Genomic DNA, 13052 nt, shown 5'->3' on the forward strand with positions numbered 1-13052 from the left:
TACGGGCGAGTGCTTCTGAGAGTTGCATAAAAAATCCGATGACATGAGGTCATCGGATTTTGATCTTTTCAGCGAGATCGTCAAGCGATCTGTCTTAACTGATCGGCATTAGCCTATTGGCGGTTTTTTATTCGAATCAAATCTTAACTCGATCGATTAACTCTTAGTCGCAGCACTTTCGTTTGCGGCATTTTGCTCTGCAATCACGGCACTCTGCACCATATCAGCATTGTAATGCTCAACGTCGAGTTCATCTTCCGATTTGGCAATTACAGTCGTCGCCACTAAGTCACCAGAGACGTTCACAACAGTTCGCGCCATATCCAAAATGCGGTCAATCCCCGCAATCAAGGCTACACCTTCTAAGGGTAAGCCCACAGTCGAGAGCACTAGAGTCAACATCACTAAGCCTGCGCCCGGTACCCCCGCGGTGCCGATTGAGGCTAACGTCGCGGTTAAAATAATCGTTAGATAGTCGACCCACGTTAAATCAATCCCAAAGGCCTGCGCCACAAACAGCGCGGTCACGCCTTGGTATAGGGCTGTACCATCCATATTGATGGTGGTGCCTAAGGGCAATACAAAACTGGAGATCTTCTTGTTTACCCCAAGATATTCGCTCGCACATTTCATACTTGCAGGTAAAGTGCCTGCCGAACTTGAGGTGGTAAATGCCACCGCCATCGCATTGCTGATCCCCTTAAAAAAATGCAACGGATTAAGCTTGGCAAATAGGCGCAGCACTATGCTGTAGAAACCTAACACATGGATAATACAGCCAATATAAACGGCAATAATGACTTTAATCAGTGGCCATAGCATATCGATGCCATACTCACCCGCAACCCATGCCATCAGACCAAACACACCATAGGGCGCAAGCTTCATCACCATATCGGTCAACTTGTACATGGCCTCAGCAAGGCTCTCAAACACCTTAATCGCAGGTTTGCCATGGTCGCCAATCAATACCAATGCAATCCCAAGTGCCACGGCAAACACAATGACTTGTAGGATCTGGCCACTCGCCAATGCAGCTACGGGGTTGGTGGGCACTATATCAATAAGCGTTTGCATCACCGAGGGTACTTCTTTGGCCGTACTTACCGCCTCGTGTTGCAACAAAGGAACACCCGCACCAGGCTGAATCACATAGCCCACCACTAAGCCTAGGCTTATCGCAATCGCCGTCGTACAGAGATAAAACGCAAAGGATTTAAAACCAATCCGGCCCATTTTGGCGGTATCTTCCATTGAGGTGACACCAACAATCAAGGAACAAAAGACTAAAGGCACAATCAGCATTTTGATGGTATTCACAAACAGCGTGCCAATAGGTTTTAGGTAGGAAGCCTGCTCGCCTAAAGTGACCCCCACCAGAATCCCGAGCACCATACCAACGAAAATTTGTAGCCACAGGGGCACTGACATCCAAGCAGACCAGATCCGGCCTAAGGCTGATGACCTTTGTTTTGACATGTTTATAACCTTGAATTTGAAATGATGATAGGGCAAAGCCTTATCCTTGGCGGGACTAACCTTCAATTAGCCAGCCGCCGAGTCTACCATAAGCAATAAAACTTTAAGGATGATCTATATCACGTTGATATCAACCGCGGCAAAATCCAGCTAAAGCATTGCTTAGGCCTCGAATTGCGCCGTGTTGTCTGACGGAGCAAAACGTTGACGATATAACGATGCTGGCGGCTGCTCACGCTCAATAAGGTAGCTCCAGTAGTCATCATCGAAACCGCTAAAGAGTGACTGATTTTCCCCCTGAGATTTGAGGATCAAATACCACCAAACCAGCCCCCATAAGCCAAAGGTAACTAAAGTTAGCATAAAGTGCATCCCATGGTTAACTTGAAGATCTTTATGAGCATCATAAGGTTGTAAGAATATTGGTTTAAACCGACGAGTTGATTTAACGAATCCCATAATCGCGCCACTTCTGCTAGTGAAAACCTTATTCAAGCCTAGCAGATTAGACTTTAGTCGTACAAAATTTAGCCGCAATTAAAGGGCGATAGGGATCTGTGCTCACTCGTTCTGGTGGGAGGTTCCGTGCTACAGTGTATGCCTAACTCATCCCGATACATCAGCGTCATCCCAAACACAAGAGCGGTAAATGCCATTAACCGCCGAGGAGTTGTTAAATGTTGATCCGTAAAGCTAAAGTGCAAGATCTTAGCGCCCTAGTCCAATTTAATCAGGCAATGGCGCAAGAGACAGAAGGTCTTGCCTTAGATGAAACCACGCTTATCAAAGGCGTCAATACCCTACTTAATCATCCCGAAAAAGGCTTTTATCTGGTGGCTGAAATCGAAGGAGAAATTGTCGGTTCGCTGATGGTGACCTTCGAGTGGAGCGACTGGCGAGCCAAAGATTACTACTGGATCCAAAGCGTATATATTCGCCCGCAAAATCGCCGTCAGGGGATTTATGGCAGACTCTATGCTGAGGTAAAACAATTGGCCGAGGCCAATGGTGGCGCCGCCAGCTTCCGTTTATATGTCGAGCAGGAAAACCTCGCAGCCCAGCAAACCTACCAAGCCTTAGGGATGAAGCAGAGTTACTATCTGATGTACGAAGAAAAGTAATAAAAAAGGATCGAGCAATGCTCGATCCTTTCATTTAAACCGCTTATATATTTCAGTCTTAACTGAGTAGACCAAATAGAATCGCCGTCATCGCCAGTAAACCCGCAATCACCACAAACACATTGCTGATACGGTGACGATAAGCTTTTAGTGCCGGCACTTTATACACAGCATACATTGGCATTAAGTACAAAATCGCCGCAATCACTGGGCCGCCTAGCGCCTCAATCATTCCCAGAATACTTGGGTTTTTAATCGCAACGCCCCAAATGGTGGCAAACATAAACACGAGGATAAACTTGTTCAGCTTATTGTCACAGACTTGCTTATTGCTTGAGCGTAATTGCTTAACAATAATGCCCTTCATACCTTCAGTTGCGCCCATATAGTGACCAAAGAAGGAAGAAACAATCGCGATAAAGGCAATGCAAGGCCCGAAATAACTGACAAAACCGCTATCATGCACGTTTGCTAAATAGGACAAAATCGGCAGGTTCTTTGCCTTCGCTTCGGCCAATTGTTCAGGCGACAATGACAACACGCAGGAGAACACAAATAGCATCACAAAGCCGACTAGCATCATCGATGTATTACGCAGGATCACATCGGCCTTACGTGCGGCATTGCCGCCATGGTCGCGCTTAAGGGAAACCGAAAATTGCGAAATCGCCGGAGAATGGTTAAAGGCAAACACCAGTACAGGGATGGTTAGCCATACTGTGCCTAAAAAGGCGCCGGTTTCAGGCACAACTTGCAGTGCATCCATTTTCCATTCAGGAATAAGATACAAAGACATAAAGGCCAAAATTCCTACCAGCGGATATACCAGCAGTTGAGTCACCTTCAACATAAATTGCTCACCGGCTACCATCACGGCCATCATGCCGAAAATCAAGATACCAGAAAGCAGAAAACGCGGCGGTGATGCCATGCCCAATTGGTTGACGATAAAACTATCAACAGTATTAGTGATCCCCACGCCATAGATCAGCACAATCGGATAGATCGCTAAAAAATAGAGCAGCGTAATCGCCTTGCCCGCGCCAATCCCAAAGTGTTCTTCAACCACTTGGGTAATGTCACTGCCAGGAATGCTCGACGAACAAACAAAGCGTGAAAGACCACGGTGGGCCAAATAGGTCATAGGTCCGATGATGATGGCCATCAAGACTAAGGGCCAAAAACCACCCATACCCGCATTGATAGGTAGAAAGAGAATGCCCGCCCCCACAGCGGTACCAAATAAACTCAGCATCCAAGTAGTATCTTGGCGCGTCCAAGGTAAGCGTCTTGTTGTGCTTTCTTGCGTGCTTTGAGGTGTTTCTAAAACACTGATCGCATCTTTTTGCATAGTAAAATTACCTTACGGTGAAACCGCATAAAAAATTCGGCGTAAGGATAGCGAAAAAGCTTAAGCAAAAGTTGATCTAAAACCATTTTAAGTAATGGAATTTCAAATAAAGCTGGGATTGAGATCTAGATCTATGAATTTATGTAATAAATTTTCAATGGCGCATCAAAGTGATCACAATTAATCACCAAGAAAGTACAGTAAATTTACCCTTAAGCCTAAATGGCGACATTACTCTGTCGTCGATAAAAGCCACAAAAACGCGCTAAGTCGCAAAAAACCGATAAATACAACAAAGCTCAAACAACCACTATAAAAACTTGAACTAGATCACTAGCGGCATTGTTAAATTTTTACATTTTGTAACGTTGAACAACCTATAAAAAGCCCACCCAATAAAAAGGCCCACCTAAGTGGGCCAATGAATCACCACCCGACTAGCGCAGCATTATTGGGCTTTTTGCAGCACCAACTCAGTGGTTGAGACTACGGCTGGCGCAATATCAGCTTCCTTAAACAGTAAAGGACGGAAACTCTTACTGCTGGAATACAGATTGCTTTGGTCGGTAAACGAAGGCGACAGTATATTGCTCGACTCAGAATAAGTGAGTATGCCGCGCGCAACAGGGCCCTCATCGGTAAAGCTCACCGCCATCATCCAACTTGAACCATAACGTATTTGATATCCCTTCGCCGTTAAGCCAGAACCCATGGCTTTGCCTGTAACGACGTCCATCAGAGGCGCATATTTATGTTGTGGAATTAACGTATCGTCGCCTGATAAGCTAGTTGAAAACACGTTAAAACCACCCTCAGCGTTGTGACTCCCTGGCCAAGGTAGACGCGCTCCGCTGGCAGTGCCATCGGGAAGAGACTTCTCGACAAACTGCACATCACCTAGCGGTGCATCTAAAGCAAAACCTGCGGCTTCTAAATTCAGCGCCGCATGAGCAAGCGCCACTAATGCACCGCCGTCGGTAGCCAGTGTATTCGGAGTGGTCGCCGCATTCGCGGGATCAAATCCCTTGGTCAGCATCGTCTTTTGATTAAACTGATGGGCAAATTCGCGCAGTAAGGCGCCGCCTTTGCTGTCGTTATCTTGCTTACCATTCCAGGCTTTTAACGCCGCACAGGCTGAGGTGAGATCTTTTGATAAACTGGCAGACACTACCACAGGCGTACTGCCTTGTGCCTCACATTGGGCAATTAATGCCGGCAAGACCAGTTCAGCCAAGTAACTACGATTTGATAATACGGCAGCCTCCAACTCTTGGAGATTGAACTTACCATCGCTCCCTGCCGCATCCTGCATTAGCGTTAATCCCATACGGGTACGCAGCGATAATTGCCCTGCTTCTGGGCCATACATAGGCGAGAAGTACGTCAGGGGCTCATTCAAGTTTGTTGACCAGAAGGAGTCATTGGAGTTTTGCACAAAGTCACTACGCTCCAGCTTAGGCGCACGTTCATAGGGCGTGGGGCCACTAAAGCTAAACAAGGAAGTATTACCAGGCAAAATAGTAAAGCCGGCTTTCTCTTTTGCCGCCTTAATATCGGGCGAAGTCTTTAACAGCACAACGGCAGACTCGGACAAACCGGGTACTGTCGAGTCGTCGATATAGAAGGCATTACCCTCTTTATCGGCATACATAGTGTTGTTGAAAATAACCCCGTCGTAATCTTTAAAGGCTTGTTGGAATTCATCTTTATTGGTCGCTAAGTTCATGGCGAGCCAGTGATCGACAGGATCCATTGTCGCCATATTGGCATCTTGGATCATAAAGGCACTGCCATCATCCCAACCAAAAGGCGCAAGCGTAGGTGGCGCCTCAACCATAGGGCCTTTAGCCGTGGTGTAAATATCCTTTTCAGCCACTAACATGCCCGCAGGACCGGCGTTCACTATGATAGAAACCGTCTCTTTATTGATCGGCATGGGCTTACCATCAAACAGATATTGCAATCTATCGCCCGAGACCAACTCAAGGTTGTACATCACAAAATGCTCAGCGGTTGAGAAGGTATGAGTCCAAGCTAAGTCTTTGTTAAAACCTATATTGATCGGGCCAGGCATCCCCACCAGCGAGCCCCCCATCATATCTAAATGCCCAGGGATGGTAATATGGGATTGCCAAAAACGCAGGTTACCCGTGTGCGGGAAATGCGGGTTGCCCAGCACCATACCGCGACCATTTTCGGTCTTATCTTTACCCAGTCCCCAGCCGTTAGATCCTAAATCCCGAGGATTGGTTTCTGGCGTGGTAATACGGGCTGCACGGGCTATCAATTTAGACTGCATATCGCTAACAAACGCGGTCTGCTCTTGGCTTGGCGCAGGCCCCACGATACGTGGCATATATTCCTGCGCATCCCCAGGATTAGCGTAGAAAATCAAATCGAGGAAGTTAGCCGCTCCGGGTAACAATGCAATGGAAAACAAATAAGTGACCACATCTTCAGGCACGATAGGTTTTACCCAAGGTTGGCCGCCACAGAAAGGTTCTGCTGTTTGTTTACCCGCCTCCACATCCGCAAGATACTGGTTATAACCCGCGGTAAAACCTTGGATTAATGCACGAGAGCGTTCACTAAACTGCGGCCACTTAGCTTCGGCTTGCGCACGGATTTTTAAGGCTTTGTAGGCAAAGTCGGAGATTAAGTTGCCATTATCTTCGGCGGTAGGTAGCCCTGTGGTGAAATCTATCGACGCATGGGGGCCGAAGTACATAGAGCGCTGGGAATTCGCCTTAATAAAACCATCGGCGAGTACACAGAGGTTGTCCTGCGCTTGTGCGTAACCGCTACCAAAACCTAGGCTTTCTAAATTGTCGGCTTGGATATGGGGTACGCCGTAGGTGGTTCGTCGGATATTGGCTTTGAGTAAGCCATTAGGGGCAAAGGTTTGCAGTTGGGTTTCAGGTTCGGTAGGTGGAGTACTATCTTCGCTATCGTTACAGCCTGTGAGCATCACCCCGCAGGCCATCCCCATCGCGATCATGAGTTTGTTGAATTTCATTATTATTATCTCTTAATTTTGGTTCCTTCAATGACATCGCTTTACTGCTTAAATCAGCTAACTTACTGAAGGAGCAATAATGGCATGTCGCTTCCTGATGCTCGGCTATGGCTATTTGCTCCCCAAACATTTGCTTTTACTGAGCTGTTTTTACTGAGTCATAGCAATGAATATGGCAGAATAGAAAACCCATAGGCGAGACACCTCCGACCATTTAAGCAATGATCCATATGAGCGTCCACTTTAAAAATCAAAATAAATAACTTATATGCAACAAAATATTATCAAGGTAATCGTTGGGTCGAAAAACCCCGTCAAAGTGAATGCTGCGACCAATGCGATGAAGCTGCTGTTTCCTGAATACCAGATTGAAACCCTCAGCATGGACGCACCTTCTGGCGTCCCCGCCCAGCCCATGACAGATAGCGATACCCGCCAAGGTGCAGTGAATCGCGTTAACTATTGCCAACGACATACCGAAGCTGATTATTATTTTGCGATGGAAGGCGGCGTCGACCATTTCGAGTTTGGCCCAGCAACCTTTGCCTATATTGCAATTGCTCACCAGCAACGCTTAAGCATTGGCCGTGGCGCACTGTTACCGCTGCCGATGCAGGTTTATCAGGCACTTGAAGCGGGTGAAGAGCTGGGTCATGTGATAGATAGACTGTTTAATACTGTCAATATCAAACAAAAAGGTGGCGCAATAGGCCTGCTCACCCACGGCCACGCTACTCGTGAAAGCAATTATACCCAAGCGATCATCCTCGCGATGGCGCCGTTTTTAAATCCCGAGATTTACCTATAAATTTGTTAATAAAATATTGCAAAACAACGCAAAGCCCGCTAATTTAGTTGTAACTTGCAACTAAATTATGCGATATAAGCCTAGCTAGCCCACCAGCTTGCAATACTCGTCAGGCTCAACGTTGCATAACGTAAAGGCGTTTAATTAAACTATGGCAAATGATTTAGACTCATCTAGCCAACTCCGGCAGCTCTCTCGCTATATGGTGAGGCATTTAGGCATGCTTAACGCAGCAGTCGGTGATTTACCTCTCTCCCCCGTGCAAGCCCATGCTTTGCTTGAGATCGGTAATCAACCGCAAACCATTAAAGATCTCGCCAGCAAACTAAGTATTGATAAATCCAATGCTAGCCGAGCAATAAAGCACTTAATCGATAAGCATCTCGCCCAGAGCCAAATGCACCCTAAGGATAGTCGTTGCCTTGTCGTACAACTGACGAGCGCGGGTAAAAAGTTACTTGCAAAACTCGATAACCAACAAAATCAGCTTTTTCAAGAAATCTTAGCGCAACTCACACCTGATCAAATTCAACATATTGAGCAGGCGCTGATGCAGTACAACCAAGCAATACATAAAGCCAAACAGCAATCGGGCTATATTATTCGTGCAGCCTCTGCCGCCGACGATGCCGCCATAGCCCAAGTTATCCGCGATGTATCTGCCGAATATGGTTTGACCGCAGATAAAGGCTATAGCGTGGCCGACCCGACCTTAGATTGTTTAAGTCAGATTTATTCGCAAGCGGGTGCTCAATATTGGGTTGTTGAATATGAAGGTAGAGTCGTTGGTGGTGCAGGCATTGCCCCACTTGCCAATAATGCAGGCATTTGTGAACTACAAAAAATGTACTTTATGCCTGAAATCCGCGGTAAAGGCTTAGCTAAACGTTTAGCACTACTCGCTCTCGACTTTGCCCGTCAAACGGGTTACCAAAGCTGCTACTTAGAAACGACTGCGATATTAAAAGAAGCACTCAAGCTCTATGAACACTTAGGCTTTTACCCTCTGAGCGCACCACTAGGAAATACCGGCCACGATGCCTGTGAGATCCCGATGTTATTACCATTGCAACCTAAATAATTCCATTTAGCAGACCACGGATGGTCTGCCAACCGAGTAAATCCCCGCTATATTCTTCGCTAAACATCCTGCCTGATAATAAGCGGCAATCAATGCCAACCAACACAGTTAATCACTTATTCAACTAAAATCAGTCTTTAATTCTCCTTATTAGCATAGAGTTTTAGTGGCTAACCATATTAAAATACACATAAAATCATTCAGTTAAATGATGTTTATTTGAAATGATTTTGCTGCATTATTGTTAAAGCATTAAATAGGGAAGCCCATGCTAAATTGGATTTTTGGTGATAATAATCTCACCCTGCGGGAAATATGTGTTAATAACGAGCTGTCTACAGCCAAGAAAATTCAAAAAATTAATAAGTACCTCGCCAATGGCGGTGATATTAATTTTATTGATCCCGATATTTCCCCCTGTAATGTGTTAGTCCCGCTTTCTCGTAGCCCTGAATCTGACCTCGAATTGATACAATATCTGCTGGATAATGGCGCTCAAATTGAATGCAATGGCTTTAGTGCCCTGCACGCAGCAATTGAGTTTAATAATCCTGAGTTGGTAAAGCTCTACCTCAAGGCTGGTGCTAACGTTTACTATCAAAATCAATTTAATAACTGCTGGTTAAACTACTTATTTCATCCAAATCCTCAGTATATCTACCAAGACAGTCAGCGTATTGCCATGATCGACCTCTTGCTTGAACTGGGGCTGGATATCAATCATTCAGTGAGTTTTTGGACCAATGGCGAGTTAAATCATCCCTTAGAAATCCTTTATGCTGAGCGCAGTAAAGATGTCTTTTTACATATCATTAATAAAGATCTTTATTTGGACATTGGCCAATTAAGCCTGATTGAAGAGATTATTTTTTCCAGCGACTTTTGGGGAGTTGAAGCCTTCGCGCCATTAGTAAAACGCTATCCTGAGTTTAAAAAGTCCCGTTATATTATGGCCAACGATAGCAGCTTTTGGGATGACGCCAATTTACTCGAACTCTGTGTCTATGCTAAATCACAACAATACACTGAATATCTGCTAGATCATTATCCGCAGCTCAAAGCCGACTCCCACGCTAAAAGTTTGCTCTACGCGGCATTGACCTCAGAATTTGACCTCAGAATTATCGAAAAATTGATTAAGGCGACCGTCGATATCAATCGCATCTATAGGATGACACCGCCTGACGCCGACCATTCCCCCGTGCTCAACCAATTTATTAATAACGCCCAATTTACCGATGTGAATCAACGGGAATATATCTATCAAGCACTAGAGCTGTTGCTCAAATATGGCGCGGATCCCAATTCTGTATTTATGAATGTGGGTAAACCCTACGAAATGTTGGCCTGGTCGAACTTGCGACTATTGGTTTATCCAATGGTCGAGAAGAAAACCTTTCTGCCGGAGTTTCTCGACCTCTTCATAAAATATGGTATGGATATCAATAAAAAATTTGGTGCAGTGGATGAACCAAGCTTGCTGACTATCTGCCAACGTGGTTCGGGTAAAGAAGATCAAGCCACACTTATCCAAGTGATGGAATATCTGCTCACCAAGGGACTCGATTTAAGCCTTACCAATATCTACAACACTAACTATGTGTCCGCTGCGGCCATCGCCTGTCGAACCCAAGTACTTGAATGGCTGATTAACCAAGGCGGGGATATTTTTACCCATTGCGGCCATGATAATTCGCCTATTCTGCACAAGGCGATTTCGACCTACTGGTGGGACCAAATCACTGGCCCGATGCGGCGTAATACCGTGGAACTATTACTACGCCACGGAGCCAAAATTGAAGAATTCTCAGTAGATGAACAATTTACGCCACTGATGTGTGCCTGCTATTACGGCGCACAATCCTGCGTTGAAGTGTTACTCGAACATGGCGCCAACCCCAATGCCATCAATGCCGAAGACACCACCCCAGCCCTTTGCGCCGTGATGGGCGGCAGTTCTATTGAGTTTCCTCGCTTTGAGTCAACGGCGGTGCGGATCTTAAGACTGTTACAGCAATATGGCGCTGACTTAACCGTAACGAATAGTGTCGGTAATAGCCCGCTAAGCGTGACGATGGAGCAGGAATATAAAGAGATTTTCGAAGTACTACTGCAAATCGTCCCCTACAGTGAGTCCCAACTTGAGCAAGCTCTGAGTAAAGCTCAGCCACAAAGTTATTTCCAACGTCGGCTATTACAGAAACTAGGGCGTGAAATACCACCAGCCCCCACAGTTATCGACCATCACGTAGTGAAGCCTGAAGTCGCGTCGCTTACGCTTGAATGTGGCACAACCCATGTGGAGGCGCCAAACCCCGCACATACTCATAAAGCCAGATTAGAGGTTAGTGATGCGGCGGTGGATAGAAGCCAAATCCCGACGCTATTTGATCTCAAAAGCAAAGTACAGCAATTCTTTAAGCCGATAGCCAGCGATCCAAGCATCACGGCTGAACAGTTAAACTCGGTTAAAGAGCAGGTGGAACTATTGATTGAAAAGCTCGACAACTTTAGCTTTTTCCGCAATCAAGCGACAAAAGCCGAATTTGAAGAAGGGGTTCAGGAATATATCGATGAAACCGTCGAAGAAATTAACGGGATTATCGAGGATGATTACCCCGCGCTTACCGAAGCCTTAGTCGATTCCATTTGGACGATTTTGCAATACTTTAGGGTAGAAATTGAAATCGAAACTGCGCTAAGAAAGCGCTTTTGGTAACAGTTAGCACCTTAGCTAGCAACCCAAGATAAAGCCCCTTTTATATCGTCACTTAAAGGGGCTTTATACTTTCAAGGTTAAGCCTAACCACGCATCAGCAGACTTAGCAGTCTATTTGCCAACATAATGGCGACAGCTAAAGCTTAAACATCAGAGGTTTAAACATTAGATGCTTTAGCAAGCAGCAACTGGCTACGGATAATTTGGCGGATCTGATTATGCAGTTCAAATACTCGAGCGCGATCATTAAGATTTAGCGATAGATTTTCCAGCATCACCAAATCCAAATTAAATTCAGGATAATGCAGTGTCATCGACATATAACCAGTTAAATAGCCCGTATGACTGTATTCGACGAGGCCATCGTCCTTATTGATCCTTATTCCATAACCATAACGCATATTCGGCCACAAAAATTGGATCTCGGTATACGCCGTTGTCATCCTTTGATAACTCTCTGGACTCAACAACTTGCCAGCATGTAATTGCTGCTGAAAGTCGGCATAAGTGGCCGCCGAGGCAATTAATCCACCAGCGGGCAATAACGCTTCATCAATTACCAGCTCAGCTGGTGCAATCACTTCGCTTTCCTGTAAACCAACGGCGAGTGAAGGCACTTTGGTGTGAATCACCTCAAGACTACCCAGCTCTGCACTCAAACCATTAAGCTGGTATCGCGCAGCAAATTGCGTCACCTGCTCGGCAAAGGGTTGGTGATTGACCTTTTCAAGCACTTGCCCAAGCAGTGAATAACCAAAGTTGGAGTATTCAAATTGGCTACCCGGTTCAAATCGATTGGCCTTACCTAGCTTATCGACACCCGATGTATGCGTCAGCAGTTGATGCAGCGTAATCCGCGCGTCATAACGACTGGGATTTAAAGCGTTTGCACTTGAATTTGTGCCCGCCACAACGGCTTTTAGTGCCTTGTTATCTCCCTTCGCATCACCAAAAAGGTAATGATTAAGCGTTTGAGTTAAATCGAGTTTCCCCGCATCAACCGCCTGTAATATCAAGGTTGCAGTGATTTGTTTAGAGAGCGATGCCATCACAAAGCGCGAATCTTTACTAATACCTTCACCCTTTTGCAATTCAAACAGCGGCTTACCCCGCTCAAGCAGGATAACACTGCCACTCAATGGCTGCGGCGAATCCTTGATCGCGGCTTGGATTAAGCTCTTAATCTCCCCAAGCTTAGATTCTGAAGATGCAGTTTGGCTTTCAAGCTTAACTGACTGACCGCCTTGCGCGCTTTCCGACACAATCGCAGTTTCAAACGACTCACCAACACTATTGGCACTTGGGAATAATAACAACCCCGATAGCAGGGAGCCGATAACACTCAAACGCATGGGTTATCCTTAACTTAATTAGGCAAATATTGCCTGATTAGAAAGCGGCCAGCTTATCATAAGTTTTCATAGTGTTGCGGCGTTTGAGATGAGCAATCAAAGTATGGATTGAGTTTTAAATATAA

Annotated in this window: 9 protein-coding genes; 4 read left to right on the top strand and 5 right to left on the bottom strand. The window is 45.7% G+C overall.

Translation table 11 applies throughout. The annotated features are described in order from the left end of the window. Positions 1-156 precede the first annotated feature (156 nt). Both M0413_RS20250 and M0413_RS20255 read right to left on the bottom strand, forming a co-directional pair. Positions 157-1479, bottom strand: a complete 1323-nt coding sequence (locus tag M0413_RS20250) for a dicarboxylate/amino acid:cation symporter (RefSeq protein WP_037414623.1) — start codon at positions 1477-1479, stop codon at positions 157-159. Positions 1480-1641: 162 nt separating this feature from the next. Beyond that, positions 1642-1938, bottom strand: coding sequence for a DUF4234 domain-containing protein (locus M0413_RS20255; protein ID WP_047539877.1), 297 nt, complete (start codon positions 1936-1938; stop codon positions 1642-1644). A 218-nt stretch (positions 1939-2156) separates the two neighbouring features. On the opposite strand from M0413_RS20255, the gene M0413_RS20260 reads away from it, so the two are divergent. Further along, positions 2157-2600: a GNAT family N-acetyltransferase gene (locus M0413_RS20260; RefSeq protein WP_037414619.1), complete on the top strand. Its 444-nt coding sequence runs from the start codon at positions 2157-2159 to the stop codon at positions 2598-2600. 58 nt (positions 2601-2658) lie between these two features. Here M0413_RS20260 and M0413_RS20265 read toward each other — a convergent pair whose 3' ends face one another. Both M0413_RS20265 and M0413_RS20270 read right to left on the bottom strand, forming a co-directional pair. Then, positions 2659-3951 (bottom strand): SLC5/6 family protein, encoded by a 1293-nt coding sequence (locus tag M0413_RS20265; RefSeq protein WP_249555424.1) that lies wholly within the window; start codon positions 3949-3951, stop codon positions 2659-2661. Between the two features lie 448 nt (positions 3952-4399). Further along, the gene (locus M0413_RS20270) at positions 4400-6967 is read right to left on the bottom strand and encodes an acylase (RefSeq protein WP_249555426.1); all 2568 of its coding nucleotides are present in this window, start codon (positions 6965-6967) and stop codon (positions 4400-4402) included. A 268-nt stretch (positions 6968-7235) separates the two neighbouring features. On the opposite strand from M0413_RS20270, the gene yjjX reads away from it, so the two are divergent. From yjjX to M0413_RS20285, 3 genes are all read left to right on the top strand, one after another. Beyond that, a complete protein-coding gene (gene yjjX / locus M0413_RS20275) occupies positions 7236-7775 on the top strand; it encodes an inosine/xanthosine triphosphatase (RefSeq protein ID WP_249555428.1) in 540 nt (179 codons plus the stop codon). Between the two features lie 151 nt (positions 7776-7926). Beyond that, complete coding sequence (locus M0413_RS20280; protein WP_249555430.1) at positions 7927-8856, top strand: bifunctional helix-turn-helix transcriptional regulator/GNAT family N-acetyltransferase; 930 nt, start codon at positions 7927-7929, stop codon at positions 8854-8856. Positions 8857-9124: 268 nt separating this feature from the next. Beyond that, positions 9125-11575, top strand: a complete 2451-nt coding sequence (locus M0413_RS20285) for an ankyrin repeat domain-containing protein (RefSeq protein ID WP_249555432.1) — start codon at positions 9125-9127, stop codon at positions 11573-11575. Positions 11576-11733: 158 nt separating this feature from the next. Here M0413_RS20285 and M0413_RS20290 read toward each other — a convergent pair whose 3' ends face one another. Continuing rightward, a complete protein-coding gene (locus M0413_RS20290; protein WP_249555434.1) occupies positions 11734-12927 on the bottom strand; it encodes a serine hydrolase domain-containing protein in 1194 nt (397 codons plus the stop codon). Positions 12928-13052 lie beyond the last annotated feature (125 nt).

The sequence above is a fragment of the Shewanella sp. 8A genome (genome assembly GCF_023475945.1).
GTDB classification, from domain to species: domain Bacteria; phylum Pseudomonadota; class Gammaproteobacteria; order Enterobacterales; family Shewanellaceae; genus Shewanella; species Shewanella xiamenensis.